The sequence below is a fragment of the Candidatus Flexicrinis affinis genome (genome assembly GCA_016716525.1).
Taxonomy (GTDB): Bacteria; Chloroflexota; Anaerolineae; order Aggregatilineales; family Phototrophicaceae; genus Flexicrinis; species Flexicrinis affinis.
Genome location: JADJWE010000010.1, coordinates 192,798 through 215,780 on the forward strand (window position 1 = coordinate 192,798; position 22,983 = coordinate 215,780).

General features: G+C 64.0%; 14 protein-coding genes. 7 read left to right on the forward strand and 7 right to left on the reverse strand.

Annotated elements, in window-relative coordinates:
• Positions 1–83: 83 nt before the first annotated feature.
• The gene (locus IPM16_23045) at positions 84–1,100 is read right to left on the reverse strand and encodes a hypothetical protein (GenBank protein MBK9125984.1); all 1,017 of its coding nucleotides are present in this window, start codon (positions 1,098–1,100) and stop codon (positions 84–86) included.
• Positions 1,101–1,372: 272 nt separating this feature from the next.
• Positions 1,373–3,226, reverse strand: coding sequence for a CSLREA domain-containing protein (locus tag IPM16_23050; GenBank protein MBK9125985.1), 1,854 nt, complete (start codon positions 3,224–3,226; stop codon positions 1,373–1,375).
• 361 nt (positions 3,227–3,587) lie between these two features.
• On the opposite strand from IPM16_23050, the gene IPM16_23055 reads away from it, so the two are divergent.
• Positions 3,588–8,588 carry a hypothetical protein gene (locus IPM16_23055; protein MBK9125986.1) on the forward strand — a complete coding sequence of 1,667 codons (5,001 nt, stop codon included), beginning with the start codon at positions 3,588–3,590 and terminating at the stop codon, positions 8,586–8,588.
• 110 nt (positions 8,589–8,698) lie between these two features.
• Here the strand turns inward: IPM16_23055 and IPM16_23060 are convergent, their stop codons facing one another.
• Positions 8,699–9,979 (reverse strand): hypothetical protein, encoded by a 1,281-nt coding sequence (locus IPM16_23060; GenBank protein MBK9125987.1) that lies wholly within the window; start codon positions 9,977–9,979, stop codon positions 8,699–8,701.
• Between the two features lie 102 nt (positions 9,980–10,081).
• Between IPM16_23060 and IPM16_23065 the strand changes: the two genes are divergently transcribed.
• From IPM16_23065 to IPM16_23080, 4 genes are all read left to right on the forward strand, one after another.
• Positions 10,082–10,879, forward strand: coding sequence for an enoyl-ACP reductase (locus tag IPM16_23065; GenBank protein MBK9125988.1), 798 nt, complete (start codon positions 10,082–10,084; stop codon positions 10,877–10,879).
• 176 nt (positions 10,880–11,055) lie between these two features.
• Complete coding sequence (locus IPM16_23070) at positions 11,056–12,174, forward strand: glycosyltransferase family 61 protein (GenBank protein ID MBK9125989.1); 1,119 nt, start codon at positions 11,056–11,058, stop codon at positions 12,172–12,174.
• Between the two features lie 75 nt (positions 12,175–12,249).
• A complete protein-coding gene (locus IPM16_23075; protein ID MBK9125990.1) occupies positions 12,250–13,698 on the forward strand; it encodes a saccharopine dehydrogenase NADP-binding domain-containing protein in 1,449 nt (482 codons plus the stop codon).
• Between the two features lie 204 nt (positions 13,699–13,902).
• Complete coding sequence (locus IPM16_23080; GenBank protein MBK9125991.1) at positions 13,903–14,259, forward strand: hypothetical protein; 357 nt, start codon at positions 13,903–13,905, stop codon at positions 14,257–14,259.
• 266 nt (positions 14,260–14,525) lie between these two features.
• On the opposite strand, the gene IPM16_23085 is transcribed toward IPM16_23080, so the two are convergent.
• From IPM16_23085 to IPM16_23100, 4 genes are all read right to left on the reverse strand, one after another.
• Positions 14,526–15,620, reverse strand: coding sequence for an ATP-grasp domain-containing protein (locus IPM16_23085; protein ID MBK9125992.1), 1,095 nt, complete (start codon positions 15,618–15,620; stop codon positions 14,526–14,528).
• A 287-nt stretch (positions 15,621–15,907) separates the two neighbouring features.
• On the reverse strand, positions 15,908–16,582 hold the full coding sequence (locus tag IPM16_23090; GenBank protein ID MBK9125993.1) for an O-methyltransferase: 675 nt from the start codon (positions 16,580–16,582) through the stop codon (positions 15,908–15,910).
• 608 nt (positions 16,583–17,190) lie between these two features.
• Positions 17,191–17,505, reverse strand: coding sequence for an AzlD domain-containing protein (locus IPM16_23095; GenBank protein ID MBK9125994.1), 315 nt, complete (start codon positions 17,503–17,505; stop codon positions 17,191–17,193).
• Positions 17,502–18,248 (reverse strand): AzlC family ABC transporter permease, encoded by a 747-nt coding sequence (locus IPM16_23100; GenBank protein MBK9125995.1) that lies wholly within the window; start codon positions 18,246–18,248, stop codon positions 17,502–17,504. The genes IPM16_23095 and IPM16_23100 overlap by 4 nt, the downstream gene beginning before the upstream one ends.
• Before the next feature lie 276 nt (positions 18,249–18,524).
• On the opposite strand from IPM16_23100, the gene IPM16_23105 reads away from it, so the two are divergent.
• Positions 18,525–20,726 carry an ATP-dependent RecD-like DNA helicase gene (locus tag IPM16_23105; GenBank protein MBK9125996.1) on the forward strand — a complete coding sequence of 734 codons (2,202 nt, stop codon included), beginning with the start codon at positions 18,525–18,527 and terminating at the stop codon, positions 20,724–20,726.
• Positions 20,727–21,003: 277 nt separating this feature from the next.
• Positions 21,004–22,827 (forward strand): ATP-dependent zinc metalloprotease FtsH, encoded by a 1,824-nt coding sequence (ftsH, locus tag IPM16_23110; GenBank protein MBK9125997.1) that lies wholly within the window; start codon positions 21,004–21,006, stop codon positions 22,825–22,827.
• Positions 22,828–22,983 lie beyond the last annotated feature (156 nt).

Genomic DNA, 22,983 nt, shown 5'->3' on the forward strand with positions numbered 1-22,983 from the left:
ATCTATTGTAAATCCGGATGGCGAACGTACTGGCTTTTTCGGCTGTGTGTATGGACACCAAGGCTTCAAGGCGTGTCCGAAAATCAACGAAAGAGGGTGGCTAAGGCGCCAAGTGGGCGGTTGAGCATGCGGTTGAGATAGAGGCCGATGTTGTAAGCGGCGGTTTTGGCGGCTAAGCGGGTGAGTTGTCCCCACCGTGAGTGGGCCAGTAGCCGTTTGAAGCCGAACACGTTGTCCAGGCGGGCGAACACCGTTTCTACGATCTGCCGATGCGAGGCTAGCCAACGGTGCTGCGCCGCACTCCACGTGCCGGGCTCGTTAGGCGGCGGCGGGGCCAACACGCGTGCGCCATAGGCCTGCTGCCATTGCTGCCGCCAACGCCGCCCATTGAACCCGCGGTCGGCTAGATAATCGCCGCTCAATGTTTCGCCTACTGCAGCCCAGCCAAACAGATGCGTGGCTGCAGGCGGCGTAGTGCGTGGTTTGTTGCCATCCCGTGGGCGCTGTTTCGGTTCGTGCAGCGCGTCCCCACCTGCCCGTCGGTTCAACAACGCTTCTAACAACCAGCGGTCGTTCACATTCGCGCCTGCCGCAATCCAGCCTCGAATAACGCCGCTAGGGCTCACCGCCATAAGCACCCGCTCGCCCCACACGAAGCGCCCGTAGCTGCCTCGTCCCCGACGGCTTTGCCAGGTCCAATGGGTGGACTGACGCTGGGCTTGGCCATTGCTGAGACTGGGTACAGGCACGCTGTCCACGCTCTCATAGAGTTCATCTGCGCCGCGCAATTGCTCGGCTACAAGCTGTTGCAGCCTCACAAAGCCACCCCACAAACACCGCACCCGCCGATTGAACGCACTTCGCCCCAACATGGTCGGGAACAAACCGCGTAAATGCCGCTGCACGTAAGCGACCACTTCCCGTTCTGAGCGCCACGGCATTCCCGCCTGCCATTGCCCCGCCAGCGCAACGGTCAGCACCTCGCTGTCGCTCATTCTCATTCTGCCACCGCGGTGTCGCTGCATCGATTCGGCGATTTCAGCTTTGTACCAGTCATCGACCAGTACGTATAATGTCGTGAAGAAGGTGTCCATATCCATCGCTGATCTCCTTGTTGGCGCAAGAGATTCTAGCGCTTATGGACACCTTCTCTATTTTCGGACACGCCTTTCAGCCCGGGTTGAAACCCGGATCCAATACGCATCGAAGTCCCTGCCGGGACTGTTTTACGAACCGTATGCCCGCCCAGCCTCTTTAGCAGGCTTCGCACCTTTTAGCCGTGCGTTTCAACGCTCGGCGGGCAAACACCCCGCATCGCCAGCGCTCTGCCGCCCCGCTCCAGTTTGGAGAGGGGACGGGGGTGAGGTACGCATTACCCGCTGCGCGTGAGCCACACGCCGAGGTCGTCGAGCTGCCACGTGCCGCTGAGCGTGCGGTCGGTCAGCTTGTAGACGACTTTGGCGATCGGCGGCTTGCCGGCGGGCAGCAGGTCGCCAATGAGGACGTCGCCGGTCTGGTCGATGGCTGGGATCGCCCCCGTCCACGAGTCCGACGTGCCGTCGACGTACACGACCTTGACCTTCCATGTGGCGGCGGTCGCGGTGGTGGTTTGCGCGGTAAACGTCCAGCGGAACCCGTCGACCGAGCCGGGTGTCACAGGCGCGTTGTCCTTGAACTTGAGCGATCCGGGCGTGGCGGCCTTGCTGCCCTTGCCCTTGAAGCGGAATGAGCACACACCGGCGATCGGGGCGGAATTGACCGGCTTGTCGCCTGTGAGCTTCGATTTCCACGGCGTGGAGAGGCCGCATCCGCCGCCGTTTTCGAAGTTCGTATCCGCGCCGCGCGACTGGACTTGCAGCTCATACGCGCCGAGGTCGCATGCTTCGCCGCTGATCGGCAGGCCGCGCTGGTCGTGCAGTCCGCACGGATCGCCCCCCGCATCCACCGCCGGCGAGTCGGGCAGCAGCGCCAGCGTACGTGTGCCGTTGGTGGCGCCATACGCTTCTAGCACCGGCGAGACGCGGGGATCAACGCCGGTGAGCAGCAGCGAGGGTGGCCCTGCCACGTTGCCACAGCCGGTACCCCCTATGCTCGTATCGAGTACGACAAGCTGCGCAAGGGATGACCCGGAACCGGTACAGTCCACGGGTTGTCCACTGAAGGTTCGCACATTATTGGCGATGATCGTGCGGCGTACGATGGGCGGGTTTGAGGCCAGTACCTGCAAGCCGGCGGCGGTCTGCGTGGCCGTGTTGTAAGCGATGGTCGAATCGTTGATCTCGGTGAGAGTTATGCCGGTGACGACTACGCCAGCACCGTTGAAGTCTTCCTCAGTCGTGTTGTAGGCGACCGTGACGTGATCCAGTGTGATGAGTCCGCTGTGGATGTGTATGGCGCCCGCACCTTCGGTCGACAGATTGCCCGAGACCTCGGTGTATTCGAGCCTGACGTGCGCCCCGCTGTCGGCCGTGCTGGAACCGACCCCGCTGATGGCGCGCGCCGTATTGTCGGTGATCGCGGAATGGGATGCGCGCAAGAACGCCCCGCTCCCGACATAGGCCCCGCCGCCGATGTACGCGCTGCATCCGTGCAAGGTGACGTGATCGAGCAGCGCGGAAGCGCCGGCCTGCACGGCGAGGCATCCGCCGTTTTCAGTGCCGGCACTCCCGCCTTCGATCGCGATACGCGACAGATGCAGCACGCCGCCGGGTGCAACCTCGATGCCACGGCGGTTGGGCTGTGCATGGATCGTGATCCGTCGATCGGGAAGGCCGACGACGAAAACCGTACCCGTGACGTCCAGATCGCCGTTTGATTCCACGTCCGCCACATCGGAGAAGGCGAGGGTGACGTCATAGATATCGGGTGCAAATGTGATCACCGCGCCGCCGAGCGCATTGGCTTCCATGATCGCGGCGCGCAGCGTACAGCCACCGACCGGGTTACACTGCCCATCGCCGGGAGTGGGATCGGGTGTGTCCTCCGTGCTAATCACGATGAACGTTGCGCGCGGTGTGGTGATGACAGGCTCGGTGGCAGGCGGAATGGTCGCGGTCGCCACAGTTCCGGACGCCATAAGCTGCTGATACGCCGCCATATCATACTGCGCACGCTCGACGAGTGGGACATCCGGCCCAACGGGCGGGGGCAGCGGCGCACGCTGCGCGCCCGACGACAGCAGCGTCAGCGCGGACAGTAGGACGACGACGGCAGCAGTACGGCGCATCACATGTTCCTCGGTGAAACGGGTCCAAAACGAACCTTACCGCGCGGTGTGGTCGCCGGACAAAAAGAGGCGCGAACGTAACAGGATTCTATCATTAGCATCTGTCGGGTTAACGCTATTCCAACCGCAAACAACCTTAAAACTAGTGGACAGGTGTTCCAGTTCCATGCTATAAAAGGGGGGTACTCCACTGATTCAGCCCCCCTCCGCATGGGGCTGATTTGTCCTCGCAATCCGACTCAGCTAATGAACGATCCGGAGCGGCTGTCGTCTCTTATTCGACAGTGGGATACAGTGTGATTCTGTTGGTTATTTGTTACAGGTCAGGCCTGCCTGACGACGATTCAGGAGACGGTTCCACATGGCACAATCCTCCGCCACCGACAATAACGCCCTCCACGATCTGGGATACAAGATCTTTCTCGATCGATATGCCCTGAAGGATATGACGCGTGCCTCGCTGGCGGTTGGCGACACGGTGATCGTCGTCGTCGACTCGAAGACGGGCCAGCGCGAGGTCGGGACGGTGACGGAGATCGACCTGCCATCGGTCACCGTGAAACTGCTCGACGGCGAGACGGTGACGCGCGACCTCGAGCACGTCGACAAGCCGCTGGAGATTCAGCCCGGTCAGATGATGGATCGTGTGGCGCGTGGCATTGCCGATATCGAAACGACCGACGCGGCCAAGGCCGAGTGGGCAAAGAAGTTTCGCTGGCTGCTGGACGGCTGGAAGTTCGTCCCCGGCGGCCGAATCTTGGCCGGCGCCGGCACCGATCAACAGCTTACCTACTACAACTGTATGCCGCCGGAACAAGAGATTCTGACGGCCGACGGCTACCGGCCTATCGCCGAAGTGTCGGTCGGCGATATGGTAGTCACCCACCGCAATCGTCTGCGCAAAGTGCTGCACAAGTTCGAGCGCCAGACGCAGGAACCGCTTTACACGTTCTCGATGCGCAAGCTGGGTTTCGATGATCTGCGCGTTACGGGAGATCACAAGGTGCTGGTGATCCGGTCGGAGACCGTGAACAGGCATCGTTCCCGTGACGGCCTGCGCCTAGGTGAAGAACCACAGTGGATTCCTGCCAAGGATCTGCGTGTCGGTGATTTCCTCGCGGCGGCCTACAACGGCGACGTCAGCGGCCAAGACGTACTCTATGTGTCCAACTACGTCGGTCGTGAAGACTACCCTGGCCGGCCAGCAGGCAGCGCCTACGAAGTCCGTGACGGTTGGCTGAACAAGCCGCGCGTACAGCCTGACGGCACGAAGGTCATCGGGAAGCCCACAGCGGCAATTCGCGACGCGCTCGTCATTGACGAGCCGCTGATGGAGCTGTTTGGCCGCTGGCTGGGAGATGGATGTGTCACGCATCGCACCGGCACCAAGACACCTTCAGGTATCAAGATCGTCTTTGGGCTTGACGAACAGGTCGACGCCGAAGCGATCGCGGCAATCATCGAAGACAAGTTTGGCATTGCCCCCTCGATCAAGATAAGCAGCACGGGCCGGTGGCTCGATCTGTGGGTCAACGCAATGCCGGTCGGCGAGTTCTTTGCTGGGCTGTTCGGGCGCTATAGCCACGGCAAGACAATCCCCGCCGACCTCATGCGCCAACCTGACAATCTGATCACGGCGCTGCTGCGCGGACTGTTCCGCGCTGACGGATACACCAGCGGGCAGTACGTGGGCATTCTCTTGTCGAACCGCGCGCTGGCCGTACAAGTGCATCAGCTTCTGCTTCGTCTCGGCTACTTCTTCTCGATCTTCGAGAACACCCACGAGAACGGCAGAACCGAGGCATTCCGCGTGACCGCCGGGTTAGGTGAGGCGCGCGACCTGTACGAGAACTTCTTCGACCGATCCGCGCCTGACGCCCGTGGATTCCGTTCGCATCTCGAATACGACGGCCTGAAGTGGGTGCGTATCGAGACGATCACCACGTCGATCTATTCCGGCACGGTGATGGACATCGAGGTCGAGGAAGACCACTCGTTTGTGTCTGCTGGTGTCGTGGTATCGAACTGTTACGTAGTCCCGTCCCCCCGTGATTCGCGCGGCGGGATCATGGAAACGCTGTCGCAGATGACCGAGATCATGTCGCGCGGCGGCGGTGTCGGGATTAACATCTCGTCACTGCGCCCCCGCCATGCGTACGTGAAGGGCGTCAACGGGCGCTCGTCCGGCGCGGTGAGCTGGGGCGCGCTGTACAGCTTCGTCACCGGCCTGATCGAGCAAGGTGGGAGTCGAAGGGGCGCTCTTATGTTAATCTTAAATGATTGGCATCCGGACGTCTTCAACTTTATTAGCAGCAAGCGACAGGCTGGCCAGATCACCAACGCCAACATCAGCGTCGGCGTGAGCGACAAGCTGATGGACGCGATCAAGGACGACGGCGACTGGGTGCTGCAGTTCCCCGACACGTCCGACCCGGCCTATGACGCCGAATGGGACGGCAACCTCGAAAAGTGGCTGGAAGCCGGCCGCAAGACGCACGTCTACAGGACGGTCAAGGCGCGCGAAATCTGGAACGCCATCATCGAGAGCGCGTGGGCCAGCGCCGAGCCGGGCGTGTGGTTCCGCGAGCGCAGCAATAAGCTGGCGAACTCGTGGTACTTCAATCCGCTGATCAGCACTAACCCGTGCTTCACCGGCGATACGCGAATCCATACGACCGAGGGTTTGGTCAAGGCGCATGACCTGTGGGACGATGAGACCGACATCGGAGTCGCGGTCGACAGTCGATTCGGGATCGAGTCGCGCTCGTTGGCCGCCAGCCGTGTGTTCATGACCGGGGTCAAGCCGGTGTTCAAGCTGCAGACCGACGAGGGCTACAGCGTGCGTGCTACGGCAGATCACCGCTTCATGACTCCGCGCGGATGGGTCGAACTGCGCGACCTCAAGCCGGGTGACCACGTGCACGTCATGAACCGCAAGGGAACATTCGGGCGGCAGGGATCGCTCGAGCTGGGCCGCGTGCTGGGCTGGCTTGTCGGCGACGGCACGCTCAAGGCCGATCGTGCGGTGCTGTCGTTCTTCGGTGAAGAGAAGCGCGAGCTTGCGCCGCTGTTCGCCGAGCACGTCAACACGGTCGTACAGGGTGTAGGCACCCGCACCACGCGCACCTATCCAGTCGGCGTGGTCGAGGTCGCGGATCGCGACGAGGCGCGCGTCCAGTCCGAGCGGTTGCGCCAGTTGGCCGAGGAATACGGCCTGACCGAGGACAAGTTCCAAGTGCCGGAGGTCGTCTTCCGCGGTACGGAAGAGATGCAGCGTGGTTTCTTGCAGGCGCTCTTCACTGCCGACGGCAGTGTGCAGCATGCCAGCGGCATGGCGCATATTCGCTTGGCGAGCAGCCACGTCGCGTTGCTTGAGCAGGTGCAGGTCGTCCTCGCCAATTTCGGTATTGCCTCACGTATCTTCCGCAACCGCCGCAAAGCACAATATCGCATGATGCCGGACGGCAAAGGTGGTTCGAAGGCATACTGGACGCGTGCGCAACATGAGTTGGCGATCACCAAGTCGAATCTGGCGACATTTGCAGACGAAATCGGCTTCCTGACGGGCGCGAAGCAGGACCGGCTCGCTTCCCGGCTTGCCGGTTATAGCAAGGGCCCCCGTACCGAGTCGTTCGTGGCGAAGGTCGCGTCTGTGATGCCCGATGGCGAGGAAGCTGTCTTCGATTTGAACGAACCGGTTACCCATGCGATCCCTGTTAATGGGATTATTACACATAATTGCGGCGAACAGCCACTCGGTGCGTTCTCGGTTTGCAACCTTGGCGCGATCAATCTGGCCAAGTTCTACGACGGCGAGAATCACGACGTGGCATGGGACGACCTCGCCAGCACCGTGCGGTATGCCGTGCGCTTCCTCGACAACGTGATCGACAGCACGCCGTACTTCTTCGAGGAGAATGCGCGCGTGCAGGGCATGGAGCGGCGCGTCGGCCTCGGCACGATGGGCATCGCCGAGCTGATGATCCATCTGGAAGTCCGCTACGGCAGCCCCGAGTCGGAAGACTTTATCGACAAGCTGTACAAGTTCATCTGCGTGAACGCCTACGACGAATCGGTCGAGATTGCCAAGACCAAGGGGCCGTTCTCCGCCTTTGACGCCGAGAAGTTCCTGCAGTCCGGCTTCATCCAGACGCTGCCCGACGAACTGCGCGAGAAGATCCGCACCCACGGCATCCGCAACGTCACGCTGCTGACGCAAGCGCCGACCGGCACGACCGGCACGCTCGTGAACACCAGCACCGGAATCGAGCCGTTCTTTAGCTGGGTGTATTACCGCAAGAGCCGGCTCGGCTTGCACGAGGAGAAGGTGCCCATCGTGCAGCAGTGGCTGGATGCCAACCCCGACATGACCGACAAGGATCTGCCGGAATACTTCGCAACGGCGATGGATCTGACGCCGGAGGAGCACGTGCGGGTGCAGGCCGCCTTCCAGCGCTGGATCGACTCGGCCATCAGCAAGACGTGCAACGTCCCCAACGAGTACACCGTCGAGCAGGTCAGCGAGCTGTACAAGCTGATGTACGAGTTGGGCTGCAAGGGCGGCACGATCTACCGCGACGGAAGCCGCGACGAGCAGGTACTTATGCTCAAGGGCGACGAGCGCGCCGAGAAGGAAATGGAGAAGCGCGCCAAGTCCGACGGCGTGCCCGCGGCGGCCGAGGCCATCGCCGCGCTGACCACGCCGGTCACGCAGGTGACGACCCCGCACCGCGTGTATCCGCGCCCCGGCAAGCTGTTCGGCGTGACGGTCAAGGTGGCCACGCCGTTCGGCACCGCCTACGTCAACATGAACGTCGACGAGAACGGCAACCCGTTCGAAGTCTTCATCACGGCGCCGGGCAAGGCCGGCAGCGACCTACAGGCCGACGCCGAAGGCTTGGGCCGCCTGATCACGCTGTCGCTGCGGACGACCGACCCGCACAACCGGCGCGAGATGCTGCGCCTGATCATCGAGCAGCTGCGCGACATCGGTGGCGCACGCGTGAGCGGCTTCGGCCCCAACCGTGTGACCTCGCTGCCGGACGCCGTCGCCCGCGCGCTGGAGGATCACTTCTTCAATGTGCCGCAGCCCGCGCAGCTCAGCCTACCGCTGGGCCACGAGTCCGGTGGCGAGCACGCTCCGGTCAAGCTGCCGCCAGTCACGGGGGCGGGCGCCGCGCCGGAGGACGAGCCTGCGCCAGTGCTGGCCTTCGAGCAGGGGCCGGACGGCGAACAGCCGCAGGGCTATACCAACGGCCACAAGCTGATGGGCGCGGACATGTGCCCGTCGTGCCACACCATCTCGCTGATCCGGACGGAGGGCTGCCGCAAGTGCCTCACCTGCGGCTACAGCGAGTGCTAGGCGCGGACGCTACGCGCCAGTGATGAGTGATGCGCCAAATTGACAGGTAGGAAATCCACCCCTTGTTCACCTACGGACAAGGGGTGTTTCTTTCAACATGAGACCCCGCCTCACTGCCCCAGCGTGACGGTCGGGACGACGTCACTCGGGCCGGCGGAGGGCTGCTGATTGATCGCCGCGGCGATGATCAGCGCGGCCAACAGGATCAACAGCAGGATCGCTAACCCCCGCACGGTCGCCGGATCGGGGGGACGCGTCCCCGCCGACCCGCCTGACTTACGAAGCTGCTCCGGCTTGACGCGTTCGCGCACCCATGACTCGAACAACCCTGCGCGCACCCGCACCTGGTTGGGCGTGTTGTCCACGACCTCCACGAAATCCAGACGGCGCAGCACCGCATACACGGCCGTCAGGTCGAGCGGGTAGTCGCTGTCGGCCAGCCACGCCTCGACATCCTCGCCGCGCAGGGGCGCATCCGGCCGTTCGAAATGCTGATACGCCAGCGCCGCCACCACCGCCTGCTCGTCGGCGTTAAGGTTCTCCCACACCTGCTTGAAATACGGCGCGGCTTCGGCGGCGAGCGCGGGCCGCACCGCGCGCAGATGATCGACGCGATACGCCTCGCCGTGCGACTGCGCATGAACGGCCAGCGCGGCCTTCAGCGTCCACTCCGGCAGGCCGCCGGTCAGCGCATACAGCGCTGCGACCAGCTCCGGGTCGGCGCCGTCGCGCCCCATATTGAGCAGATCGCCCGTCTCTTGCAGCGTCAAGGCCAACAGCCGCGCGGTGTAGTCCGGTTGAACGAGCGGCGCGAGCCGGACCAGCGCGCCTTCCTGATCGAGATGCGCGGCGAACACCATCCCCAACTGCGGGCCGATCATCCCGCTCATCCACGCACCGAGGTCGGCGGGATGCTCGCCACGGGCAACGGCTTCCGCCAGCGGTTCGACGCCGTCGACGACCCACACCAGCCTGCGGTGCGGTCGGATCAGTTCGAACAGCTCGGGCAAGCCGGTTTCGGTCAGCCACACGCGCTGTTCGGCGGCGGACTTTTCGTCGGGCCAGCGCGGCAGGCGGTGGACGGACAATCCGCGTGCCGAGGCGGCGTCCTTGCCGGCCTGATACAGCGCGGCCAGCCAGCGGCGCTCGTCGGTCGCGGCGGCCATGTCGGGGAAGGCCCACACGAACGTATCGTCGAAGCGGCGGCGAATGTGCTCAAGCAGGGCGGTTTGCCCGGCGCGGCGGCGGCCGACGACCGTGAACGCGCACGAAACCGCGGCGCTCGTCAGGTGTTGATGAATGCGGGCGATGACGTCGGCACGCCCGACAAACGGGGAAGTGGGTTGGGCCGAATCGAACGAGTGATGCGGCACACCGTTGTCCTCTGGCATCGTCCCTCACTTTCGCGGTGATGTGCTAGACTATAGCGCACTTACGACGGCACTAGCCAAACATCCTGCCCACGCTCGGGCAGGCTCAAACTGGAGGGGATTATGGGACTGCTTGACGGCAAGATCGCGCTGGTTTTTGGCGTAGCGAACAAGGACAGTATCGGTTGGGGGATCGCCAAGCGGCTGCATCAGGAAGGCGCGACGATCCTGCTCAGCTATGCGGCCGAGGCGCTGGAGAAGCGTGTGCGCCCGCTGGCGGCGGAGGTCGACTGCGACTTCATCGAGTTGTGCGACGTCGGCAGTGACGAACAGCTCGACGCCGTGTTCGACAAGGTCAAGGAACGCTATGGCCGGCTCGACGTGCTGGTGCATTCGGTCGCCTTCGCCCCGCGTGAAGACCTCGGCGGGCGTTTTCTGGATGTCAGCCGCGAAGGGCTTAAGGTGGCCGTCGACATCAGCGCCTACAGCCTGATCGCGATGTGCAAGCGCGCCGAGCCGCTCATGCCGCCGGGCAGCACCGTGATGAGCATGACGTACCACGCCGCCGAGCGCGTCATGCCCAAGTACAACGCGATGGCCGTCGCCAAGGCCGCGCTTGAGATCATTACCAAGTACCTCGCCGCCGACCTCGGCCCGAAGGGCATTCGCGTCAATGCCATCAGCGCCGGGCCGATCAAGACGCTGGCGGCCATGGGCGTACCGGGAATCCGCACCATGCTGCGCTTCAACGAAAAGACATCCCCCCTGCGCGGCAACGTCTCGCAAGACGACGTCGGCAAGACCGCCGTGTACCTCGCGTCCGACTGGTCGACCGGTGTCACCGGCGAGATCATCTACGTCGACTGCGGGTACAACATCCTCGGCTTGACCGCGACCGAGGAAGACATCGCGCAGTTCTAAGGCGGCACGTTCGCAGAGGCTTCGCCTCCGCACCTCCACAAGGGGTTTGCACCCCTTGACCCCGTTACTGCGGATTTGGTGCACGCGCGCGTGCACCAAATCCGCGGAATGGGAGTCCAGAGGGCGAAAGCCTTCTGGTAGGCGTTGGCGCAGCGCCCTAAAACCGAGGACATCCGGTGATTCATACCATCCAGCGTGTTCGCAGAGGATTACAGCGCCGGTGGGCGGAACGACCGTACCGCCGCTTTCAGCGTTTGCCGGAGGTCTCGATCTACGACCTCGGCGGCGATTCGCGCGTGCCGACAGCCGTTTTCGCGCCGCCAGAGGCGGTCGATATCCCGCATACGCTGACGGTCGGCCCCGTGCCGGAGGAGTTGACGCGCGCGGGAGGCACGACTCGCGACGTGCCCGAACAGATTGCGGTCGTGCTGCCGGATGCGGAGATCGCCGGACAGTACGCGGTCGCCGTGTGGGACGGGCGGCGCATCCGCGAGTCGGCGCTGCTCAGCCGCAAGAGCGCGGTAAATTGGGCATGGCCCGCCGGCACAGCGCATCGCGAACCGCTCGAACTCGATTTGGCCGCGCCGCTGTGCAGCCCCGGCAGCGGCGACGTGTACTTCGTGTGGATGGTCTACGGCGCCCTGCGCATTCTGGCGATCCGCGCATTGGCCGAAGGGCTCGGCCAGATGCCCAAGCTGCTCGTCCCCAGTAACCCGGCGCGGTTTGTCGCTGAGACGCTCGACCTGCTTGGGGTTGCGCCGGACGATGTTATCAGATGGCAGCACGCGCGCGGGCGCGTCCGCCGCTTGGTCGTCACCAGCGAAACGCGCTGGGGGCCGACCTTCGCGCCAGCCACGTGCCGTTGGTTCCGCGAGGCGATGGTGAACGCTGCGGGTGCTCCCACCGCTGATCAGCCGCGCCGGTTGTACATCTCGCGCGGGAAGGCCCGCCGCCGGCGCATCCGCAATGAAGATGCGGTGACCGCCCTGCTGGCGCCGCTCGGCTTCGAGGCGTTCACGCTGGAAGACCTGCCGGTGGCCGAGCAAGTGCGCCTGTTCGCCGGGGCCGAAGCCGTCGTCGCGCCGCACGGATCGGGCCTGACCAATCTCGTGTTCGGACAGCGAATCAAAGTGATCGAACTCCACACCCCCGCCAAGTACACCAATTCCTTCTTGGCGCTCAGCCACGCGTGCGGCCACGCCTATGCCGCGTGGATGGCGCCTGCCCCGGACCTCGACTACGATATCGACCTCGACGCGCTGCGGAAGCTGCTCGCGCTGCACGAGCTGTATTGATCCTGCCCCCTTGCGACGTGAGCAGGGGCCGGGTTACAGTGGGAAGACCTTAGCTACGGACAACTACGAGGCGTTATGCGAGTAGCGTTTGGCGGCCGAGTCCTGATTTTGGGCTGCGGCTCAGTCTCCCAATGTTTACAGCCCCTTCTTCTGCGTCATCTCGACATGGATTTTTCGAAACTCACCATCTTGGACATGAACCCGCCCAACGGCAGGGCGGACGAAATGCTCGCCGCCGGCGCCACCTACGTGCAGCATGCCATCGACCCGGACAACATGGCCGAGACGCTCGGCGGGCTGGTCGGCGCAGGCGACTTGCTGATCGATCTGGCGTGGAACATCGAGGTCACCGAGATTATCGACTGGTGCCACCGCAACGGGGTGTTGTACATCAATACGGCGACCGAGCTGTGGGATCCGTACGACACCTCCGTCCCGCCCAACGAGCGCACGCTGTACGTCCGCCACATGATGCTGCGCGACCTCAAGGCGACGTGGGCCGAGACTGGTCCGACCGCCATCGTGGAGCACGGCGCCAACCCCGGCCTCGTCAGCCACTGGACGAAGGTCGCGCTGACCGACATCGGTAAGGCGATGCTGGCGCAAGGCGTCAGCCCGCACAAACACGCCGACATCGATCGCTTCTTAAGTGAGCGCGCGTGGAACCGCCTTGCCATGACTCTCGGCGTCAAGGTCATTCACATCAGTGAACGCGACACGCAGATCACCAGCGTGCCCAAGCGCACCAACGAGTTCGTCAACACATGGTCGGTGGCCGGCTTCCACGAGGAAGGCATCGCGCCGGCGGAGATGGGCTGGGGCACGCACGAACGCTACATGCCCGAAAACGCGTGGGTCTACGACTATGGCCCCGGTAATCAGATTTGCCTGAGCCAAATGGGCATCAACACGCTGGTGCGCTCGTGGGTGCCGGCCTCGGGCGAGATCATCGGCATGGTGGTGCGCCACGGCGAGGCGTTCACCATCAGCGACCACCTGACCGTGCGCGCCGAGAACGGACGCCCGCTGTACCGCCCGACCGTGCACTACGCCTACCACCCGTGCGACTCGGCCATCGTGAGCCTGTGGGAGCTCAAGATGCGCAACTACGAAATGCAGCCCGAACAGCGCATCCTGCAGGACGATATCACCGACGGCATGGACGAGCTGGGCGTGCTGCTGCTCGGCCACGACCTGAACGGGTGGTGGGTCGGCAGCCAACTCGACATCCACGAAACGCGACGCCTCGTGCCCGGCCAGAACGCGACCACGCTGCAGGTCGCCGCGTCGATCCTCGGCGCCGTTTCGTACATGATCAAACATCCGAACCTAGGCCTGTGCGTCGCCGACGACCTGCCGCATGAGGACATCCTCGCCGTCGCCAATCCGTACCTCGGACCATGTCCGTCGGTGCAGACCGACTGGACGCCGCTGACGAATCACACCGACATCTTCAGCCCGTGGAACGGATGGCGCGCACATCCGGACGACGTTTGGCAGTTCAGCACGTTTCTGGTGCGGTAACCCCTGTTAGCTCCCTGATGCAATCGAGCGAGGACCGAGAGGAACACAACAATGTCGGAGCCAAATGGATGCGCACAACTCCTTGAGCGTTTCATGGCGTTTGCGTTGATCGTCGTCGGCGTGGCCATCGCCGCCGCACACAGCGCGAGCGCCGCCGGATTGTAGCCAACGCCTATCGCCAGCCCCGCGCGGGCAGGAGCCATCATGCACATCGAGTGGGGCAAGGTCGCGCCGGTGCTGGTCTCGATCGGCATCATCATCGCGGTGGCGATTCTGCGCAATTATTCCAAAACGATCGCCGCCATCGCCGCCGTGATGCCGATCAATATCCCGCTGGCCTTGTGGATCCTCGCTTCCGGCGACACCAACAGCCCGGCCGCATTGGCCGATATCACGGTGACGATGGCGTGGAACCTGCTGCCGACCGTGCTGTTCCTGATCGTTGTCATGCTGCTGCTGCGCGCCGATTGGACGCTGCTGCCGTCGATCGTGGCCGGTTACGTGGCGTGGGCGATCTCGCTCGGCGTGCTCAACCTGATTCGCGGGTGGGTCGGGGGGTAAAGAGCCCTCACCCCCGGCCCCTCTCCCTCAGGGAGAGGGGAGTCCGCTATCCGCGCAGCGACATAGTGCGATAGTGCAGCGATTCATGACATCCGGCGTGGTAGGATTCGGACCGAGACAACCGGGCGACCCGCCGGCTCGCCCCTGTGAACCCGGCGCAGGTGCGCCGTTCCACATTCACGGCACTGCTGTAGCTCTCCTTATGACCGAGCCGCACGCTTTGCGCCACCGACAAGAAGGTTTCCCCTCTCCCTCAGGGAGAGGGGTTAGGGGTGAGGGCTTACACGCTTCCCTTCATCCCCGTAGTCCTCGAGGGTCGTCGGGAAGGCGTGCGGATCGGGCAGGCGGCCATCGCGGGCCAGCGCCGCGTACGCCTCCGAGGAGACATACAACTCGTTCCAGTAGCGCACGGCGATCCCTTCGGTGACGCGCGGGAGGGTGACGTCCTCGCCCAGCACATAGTGGCGCAGCGCCGCCTCGACCTCGTTGAACCCGAAGCGTGCGCGCATCGGCGTGGTGCCGGAGAAGCGGACGTTGATTTCAAACGCGACCGGCTTGCCGTGATGCACGCGCATTTGCACGTTGCATGACGCCACCGGCTTGAGCGCCGCAGCGATCCGTTCGGCTTCGGCACGCACGTCCGGATAGTCGCCGACCTGCGCGAACACGGTCGTTCCCTGATGCAGGTGGCGGCGCATGGCGATGCTGCCGCGCACCGCGCCGTTCCGGTCGACAAAACAGCCGACCGTGTACTCCGACTCGGTGTCGCCCAGCAGTTCTTCGACCACGGTGTTCGGACGCGTGGCGATGTATTCGGCGTCGGAGTCGCTGCGAAGGATCAGAATTCCCTCGGCGCTCTTGCCGCCGCGCGGTTTGGCGATCAGCGGATACCCCGCCTCGGCGGCAAGCCTGCGCACCGCCTCGCGGTCGCTGCCGTCGGCATAACGCGGCGTATTCAACCCGTGCGATTCGAGCCATTGGCACGTCCGCAGCTTGTCGTCACCGACCGCCAGCACGTCCGGCGGACTGACGAGGCACACCGCGCCGGTCTCCGCCTCGATGCGTGCGCGCTGGGCAGACATCGCCGCGACGACCGGCTCGACGCCGGACAGCACCGCGCGTACGCCTTCGCGATTGCACACGTCGATGAGCCACGGGACGAACGCCGGATCGGTGGCGCGGGGCGAGATGTACGCCGTGTCGGCCGTGTACAGCCCCATCGACTCCGGGCCGACGCACGCGCCAATCACCCGCACGGGCAGGGTAGAGAGGGCTAGCGCCTTGAGGATTCCCTGGCTGACGTTGCCGCCGACGCCCAGCACGAGCACGGTCAGTGGCGAAGCAGATGGCGAATCGGTCACGATGTGGACTCCACGGCCGGTACGGGCATCACTGTACACCGGACGGCGCGCGCTTCACAAGCGCGGCAGAAGGATTGTGAGCGTCTACAGGCCAGAAGCCGATGTGGTCTCACCCCCTCACCCCCGACCCCTCTCCCTCAAGGGGCGAGGGGAGAAACGTGCCTTCCGGCATGACCATGATTATTGCAAGGGGTACAGTCACAAGCGGCAATCGAGGTAATACTTGATTACCTGAGCATCTCTGTTGCGAAACGTTTCCAGATTTCCCAAAACGATTCACGCCTTGCCTACGACAGCTCTTTCACCAGCGCGAGCAGCAGGCCGTCGTATCCCTTCGCGCCGACCGTTTGCACGGCGGTGGCATCCACGCGCGGCTCGGCAGCGATGACGTCGAACATCTCGCGCACGCCGCGCACGCTGCCGTCCGTGCTGCCCTCATCGACGATCCGGCCCTCGCGCACGACGTTGTCCACGATGATCACCGTGCCGGGGCGCGAGAGCGCCAGCGCCCAGCGGAAATAATCGGGATTGCTCGGCTTGTCGGCGTCGATGAAGATCAGGTCGAAGCTGTCCAGTCCCTCGGCGGCGAGCTGCGCCAGCGAGTCGATCGCACGCCCCACGCGGATCTCAACGCGGTCGGCCAAGCCCGCACGCGTGATGTTTTCCTGCGCGACCTGTGCGTGTTTCGGGTCGTATTCCAGCGTGATCAAGTGCCCGTCCGGGGCAAGCGCCATCGCCAGCCAAATCGTGCTGTATCCGCCCAGCGTGCCGACTTCGAGGATACGCTTGGGGTGCTGCATCCGCGCCAGCAGATGCAGCATCATGCCTTGATTGGGGGCGACGTGAATCTCGGGCAGCCCGGCCTCGGCGCTGGCGTCCAGCGCGGCATCGAGCGCCGGATCGGGCGGGACCAGCGTGCGCTGGATGTATTCATCGACAGCGGTCCACAGTTCTTGTGACATGGGTCTCCCTCCGCATGGGGTGGGCGTATGCCTGAAGCATAGCAGAGTTTGGGGGAAAAGGGGAAAGATACAAGGGCAAAGGGAAGTGATGCGTGATGCGTGATAAGGAAGGGCAAAAGCGGGTACGGAGGACACGGAGAACGGGAGAGCACACAGAGGTGGCCGTAGGGGCGACCCGCCGGGTCGCCCGCGGTGATTTATTCGCGAAACGTCGCGGTGTCGTAGGGACGCGATCTATCGCGTCCGGCAATCGGCAGCGGGGGCACTTGCGCCCAACCTCACCCCAAACCCCTCTCCCGAGGAGAGGGGCCTTCGGGATTCCGCGCGTATCTTTCTCTCCTCTCCCACAACCGTAGGGAGCACCGAAGGTCAGGAGAGGGGCGTTCGCCCCGTGCGCGTTTTTCTCCCCTCTCTTCGGGAGAGGGGCCGGGGGTGAGGTCAGCGTGTGGGACGCGAACCATCGCGTCCGGCAATCGGCGGACGAGGCTGAGGGTGTATACCCCTTAGCCACTGGCCGAATGTCGTCAGGCTTGCTGTCGAGCTGTATAGCGCTCGGTGAGCGATGAACTGTGGTAGTTTCTCAGCACTCAGCACTTCCAACTTCTTGCCTAAAACACCGCGCCCCACACGAAGAACACGACCAACCCCAACACGATCGTGAGCAGCAAGCTCTTCGTCCGCCACGAGATCAGCGCGGTGATGATCCCCGCGTACAAATAGGCGTTATCGGGCGTGACGATCACGGCGCCCTGCGGCGCGGCGATTGCCGGCACGGTGATTGCAGAGAGCACCGCGACCGGGACATAGCGCAGCGCGCGCTTGACGGCCGGCGACATCTCGGCGCGGGTGACCAGCGCGAGCGTCCCGTAGCGCAGGCCGAACGTCACCACCGCCATGCCGAGGATCGTGACGAATTCGGTCATGATGCCGCCTTGTTGGAGCCGCTGCGCGCCGTTTCGAACACGTAACCGACGGCAATCGCGGCAACGGCCGCAATCAGCATCCCGAGCTTGTTGGGCAGCCCATTGAGCAGCAGGCCGAGCGTTCCGCCCGTGATCGCACAGGCGATCATGGGGCGCGTACGCAGCATCGGTACGACCATGCCGATAAACGTCACGCTCATCGCGAAGTCGAGCCCCAGCCCGCCGCCAGCCATCAGCGCCTGACCGGCGACGATGCCGATCACCGTCACCATCTGCCACGCGACGAACAAGCCCAGCTCGGCGCCCAGCATAAACCAGTGGCGGTCTTCGGCGTTCTCGGCCGAGCGCTCGAAGTGCACGACGGTGATGGTGTAGGCTTCATCGGTGAGTAGGAACCCCAGCGGGATCAGCCAGCGCTGCGGCAGATGCTTCAAATAGGGGGCCATGGATGCGCTGTACAGGGCGTGACGGGAGTTGACGACCAGCGTGGTGACGATTATCAGCACGGCCGACGCACCCTGCCCCCACAGCGTCGCGCCGATGAACTGCGACGATCCGGCGAACACGAACAGCGACATGCCCATCACGGCCAGCGGAGACAGGCCGACGCTAATCGCAAACGCGCCGAAGATCAGGCCGAACGGGATCGCCCCCGCGACCATCGGAAGCACGGCGATCAGCCCCGCCGCGAACTCTTTCCATCGCGCCGACCAGGGCGCCGCACCTACTGTCGTGATATCCATGGTGCCCATTATTCACGGGCGCAATTGCAAACTGTAGTGCCAATTGCCGCTCACTTGACCGACCACCCACCGGCGCGCAATTGCGCATCGGCTGATAAAATAGCGATTGAAACGACTCCAAAGGGCTTCCGCCCTCTGGACTCCCTTTTCTGCGATTTCAAGTCGCTGGCGACTTGAAATCGCGAGCAAAGAGGTGCAGGAGTGCAAGCTCCTGCCGGGGTGCGGGGCAGCGCCCCGCGATGGTATTCAGCGGCGAGGGTGGAGCAGGCAAACGGCATGAGCGATTCGCTGACCGGGGTGGTGGAGCGCACCACGTTCTATAACCCTGCCAACGGTTACAGCGTGGTGAAGATCACGCCAGACAAGAAGATGCCCGGTGTGGCCGCCCGCGACGGTACGGTGACGGTCGTCGGCACGCTGCCGGAACTGGCCCCGGGCGAGCCAGTCGAGTTCACCGGCTTGTGGATCGAGGACGCCAAGTACGGCAAGCAGTTCCGCGCCGAGACGTTCTCGCCCAGCCAACCGCGCAGCCTTGACGGCATCCGCCGCTACCTCGCCAGCGGCATTGTGAAAGGCATCGGCGAGGCCACCGCCGACAAGATCGTCAAGCACTTCGGCGAGGACACCATCACGATCCTCAACGCGGACCCCGACCGCCTGCGCGACGTCCACGGCCTAAAGGCCAGCCTCGCCGACAAACTGGCGAAGGCGTGGGCCGAGAACGCCGGCGTGCGCCAAACGATGATCTTTCTGCAGGACTTCGGCGTCTCGAGCAAAATGGCGAAGCGCATCTTCGACCACTACGGCGTCGCGGCCATCGAGACGGTCAAGCAGAATCCCTACGTGCTGGCCGACGAGGTGTTCGGCATCGGCTTCATCCGCGCCGATCAGCTCGCCCGCGCCATGGGCATCAAGCCGGACGCGCCGGAGCGCATCCGCGCCGGGCTGGCCTACGCGCTCAACCAGCTTTCCGGAGAGGGTCACACGTGCGCCCCGCATGACGTGCTCGTCAAGGAGGCGCTCAAGCTGCTGTCGCTGGAATCCGGCTTAGAGAACCTTGTCGAACAAGCCATCGGCGAGCAGACCTTCCGCGGCGATCTGATCAGCGAGACGTTGGACTTCAACGGCGAGCCGGTCGAGATGATTTATCTGCCGCGCTTCCACACCGCCGAGACCAAGGCAGCCAAGCGGCTGCGTGCGGTGTACAAGACGACCTCGCCGATTCAGCTCAAGCACAAGAAGACCGACTGGGACAAGCTGCTCAAGAAGCTGAGCACGCGCGACCGCATCGGCCTGAGCGACCAGCAGAAAGGCGCGGTGATCGCCGCGCTGACGTCCAAGCTCAGCGTGCTGACCGGCGGCCCCGGCACCGGCAAGACCACCACGCTCAAGATGGTGCTGGAGGCGTTGGACGAAGGCGACTTCGAGGTGGCGTTGGCATCGCCAACCGGGCGCGCCGCCAAGCGCCTGAGCGAAGCGACCGGCAGGCAGGCCTACACCGTCCACCGCCTGCTCGGGTACGGCGGCGAGGGCTTCGCCTATGACGACAGCGCGCCGCTGGAGGCCGACTTCGTGATCGTCGACGAGGCCTCGATGCTGGACGTGCAGCTGCTGTTCGCCCTGACGCGCGCGCTCAAACCCGAGGCGCATCTGCTGCTCGTGGGCGACATCGACCAGCTTCCGAGCGTCGGCCCCGGCAACGTCCTGCGAGATATGATCGAAAGCGGCCTCGCCCACGTCACGCGGCTTGAGGTGATCTTCCGGCAGGACGAAGGCAGCCACATCGTCCTGAACGCGCACCGCATCAACAACGGCGACGCGCCCTTCATGGACAACCGTTCCAACGACTTTTTCTTCTTTGTCGACACCGATGCAACCGGCGCGGCCGAGCTGCTGGTGGATGTTGTCATCAACCGTTTGCCGGCCAAGTTCGGCGTTGACCCGCTGGACACCGTGCAGGTCATCGCCCCGATGTACCGAGGTCCGGCCGGTGTCGACTCGCTCAACATGGTGCTGCAGCGGGCGCTCAACGGAAATCCGGCGCTCGCCAGCAAACGCTTCGGCGACCGCACGTATCGTACCGGCGACAAGGTCATGCAGACGCGCAACAACTACGAGAAGGACGTCTACAACGGCGACATCGGGCGCATCAGCGGGTTCGACTTCGAGGAAAGCACGATGGAGGTCGTGTTCGACGGCCGTTACGTGATCTACGAGTTCCACGAGGTCATCGAGGAACTGACGCTGGCGTACTGCATCAGCACGCACAAGAGCCAAGGCTCGGAATACCCGATCGTGGTGATGCCGGTCGTCAAGCAGCACTACATGATGCTGCAGCGCAACCTGCTGTACACGGCGATCACGCGCGCCCGGCAGGCGGTCGTGCTGGTCGGCGACAAGCAGGCCGTGTACATGGCCGTCTCCAACAGCAAAGTGACCCGCCGGTACGGGGGTCTCCTTCACTTCCTAACTGCGTAGGGACGCGTGCCGGCGCGTCATGGCCGCGGGACTAATGCCCGGTGAGAGAAATCCCGCCGCTCAGGCACCGGCCTCCGCAAATCGAACAGACTTTCGGTATAATGTGACGTGAAGCAATAGGTTCTCGGAGTAGTGTGTGAATAACAGGCCGCCGGAGCCTCCTCAGCGGGGAGGCGACAAGAAGGATCCCAAGACCACTCCGCCCCCCTCACCCTTCGGGAATGCACAGCGAATCTGGCTGGCGGTAGGGGCGTTCGTGCTGCTGCTCTTCCTGCTCATGATCGCCAACAACCGGGGCGCAGGCGGGGGAGCCGATCTGCTGACGTACAACGAACTTGCGCGGCTGATTCAACAGGGCCGCGTAACGCGCTTGGTCACCAGCGACAACGGCGAGGTCGTCGTACAGGTCGAGGGGCGCAATCAGCCGCTCCGCACGTTCAAAGAGCCGCTGATCAACCTGCGCGAGGAGATGTACGCGCTTGGCGTGACCGAGGACGAATGGCGTTCGATTGACGAAACGAGCGCCGTCCCCAGCGACAACACGTCCAGCGTGATCCTCAATCTCGCCATTGCCATCATCCCGACCCTGCTGATCGTGTGGCTGTTATGGCGCATGATGCGCTCGGTCCGCGTCGGGCAGGATCAGGCGATGAGCTTCGGCCGCAGCCGCGCACGCGTCAACCGCGACGTCGAGCGCCCGCAGGTCACGTTTGCGGACGTCGCCGGCGCGGAGGAAGCGAAGGAAGAGCTCAAGGAAGTCGTCGAGTTCCTCAAAGAGCCGGACAAGTTCATCCGCCTCGGTGCGCGCGTGCCGAAGGGCGTACTGATGGTCGGGCCGCCGGGGACGGGCAAAACGCTGATGGCGCGCGCCGTGGCCGGTGAGGCCGGCGTGCCGTTCTTCAGCATCAGCGGGTCGGAGTTCGTCGAGATGTTCGTCGGTGTCGGCGCGAGCCGCGTGCGCGACCTGTTCGACCGCGCCAAGGCCGAAGCACCCGCCATCGTGTTCGTGGACGAAATCGACGCGGTCGGCCGTCATCGCGGCGCCGGCTTGGGCGGCGGGCACGACGAGCGCGAGCAAACCCTGAACCAAATTCTGGTCGAGATGGACGGCTTCGAGACCGGCACCAACGTCATCGTGCTGGCGTCGACCAACCGGCCCGACATCCTCGATCCGGCGCTGCTGCGCCCGGGCCGTTTCGACCGCAAGGTCGTGATGGACAACCCGGACGTCAAGGGCCGCCTCGACATCCTCAAAGTGCACGCCAAAGGCAAGCCGCTGGCGCAAAGCGTCGACCTCGAGGCGATCGCCAAGATCACCCCGGGCTTCAGCGGCGCCGACCTCGAAAACCTGATCAACGAGGCCGCGATTCTGGCCGCCCGCCGCAACCTGAAGAACATCGGCATGTCCGAGCTTCAGGAAGCGATGGAGCGTGTGATCATGGGGCCGGAGCGCAAAACGCGCGTGATCAGCGAGAACGAGAAGAAGAAGATCGCCTATCACGAGGCTGGCCACGCCATCTTGCAGCACGTGCTCGAATACGCCGACCCGGTGCATAAGATCACGATTGTGCCGCGCGGGCGTGCTGGCGGGTACGTGATGAGCCTGCCCGACAGCGATACCATGCTCAAGAGCCGCGAGGAGTTCGAGGACGACATCGTGGCGGCGATGGGCGGGCGTGCCGCCGAAGAGATCGTGTTCAACCAGCTCACGACCGGCGCCAGCAACGACCTTCAACAGGCGACGCGCATCGCCCGCGCGATGGTCACCAAGTTCGGCATGAGCGAACTGCTCGGGCCGCGCAGCTACGACAGCAGCAGCGGCAACATATTCCTCGGCCGCGAGCTGAGCGAGATGCGCGAGTACAGCGAACACTACGCCGAGGAGATCGACAACGAGGTCCGCAGCATCTTGCAGCGCTGCTACGACCGCGCCAAGACGATCCTGTCCGACAGCCGCGAAAAGCTCGACACGCTGGCCGATGCGCTGATCGAGCACGAGACGCTCGACCGCAGCACGTTCGAAACGCTGATGACGAACCTATCTGGCCAGCAGGGCGCGCAGACGCCGGCGATGTTCGACACGCAGCCCCCGCAGGAGTAGCGCGGGCAAAGACACTGCACAGAACGGGCGGCCAATGGGTCGCCCGTGTGATTCTCCGCACCGGTCCATCGCTTCATTGGGGCGCTGCCCCAAACCCCGCCAGAAGGCTTACGCCCTCTGGACTCCCATTCCGCGAATTCGATGCGTATGCGCATC

Coding starts and splice junctions, on each gene's coding strand:
- IPM16_23090 (MBK9125993.1), bottom strand. CDS start 16,582: ATGTCACAAGAACTGTGGACCGCTGTCGATGAATACATCCAGCGCACG.
- IPM16_23060 (MBK9125987.1), bottom strand. CDS start 9,979: ATGCCAGAGGACAACGGTGTGCCGCATCACTCGTTCGATTCGGCCCAA.
- IPM16_23075 (MBK9125990.1), top strand. CDS start 12,250: ATGCGAGTAGCGTTTGGCGGCCGAGTCCTGATTTTGGGCTGCGGCTCA.
- IPM16_23045 (MBK9125984.1), bottom strand. CDS start 1,100: ATGGATATGGACACCTTCTTCACGACATTATACGTACTGGTCGATGAC.
- IPM16_23095 (MBK9125994.1), bottom strand. CDS start 17,505: ATGACCGAATTCGTCACGATCCTCGGCATGGCGGTGGTGACGTTCGGC.
- IPM16_23055 (MBK9125986.1), top strand. CDS start 3,588: ATGGCACAATCCTCCGCCACCGACAATAACGCCCTCCACGATCTGGGA.
- IPM16_23080 (MBK9125991.1), top strand. CDS start 13,903: ATGCACATCGAGTGGGGCAAGGTCGCGCCGGTGCTGGTCTCGATCGGC.
- IPM16_23100 (MBK9125995.1), bottom strand. CDS start 18,248: ATGGATATCACGACAGTAGGTGCGGCGCCCTGGTCGGCGCGATGGAAA.
- IPM16_23050 (MBK9125985.1), bottom strand. CDS start 3,226: ATGCGCCGTACTGCTGCCGTCGTCGTCCTACTGTCCGCGCTGACGCTG.
- ftsH (MBK9125997.1), top strand. CDS start 21,004: ATGATCGCCAACAACCGGGGCGCAGGCGGGGGAGCCGATCTGCTGACG.
- IPM16_23065 (MBK9125988.1), top strand. CDS start 10,082: ATGGGACTGCTTGACGGCAAGATCGCGCTGGTTTTTGGCGTAGCGAAC.
- IPM16_23105 (MBK9125996.1), top strand. CDS start 18,525: ATGAGCGATTCGCTGACCGGGGTGGTGGAGCGCACCACGTTCTATAAC.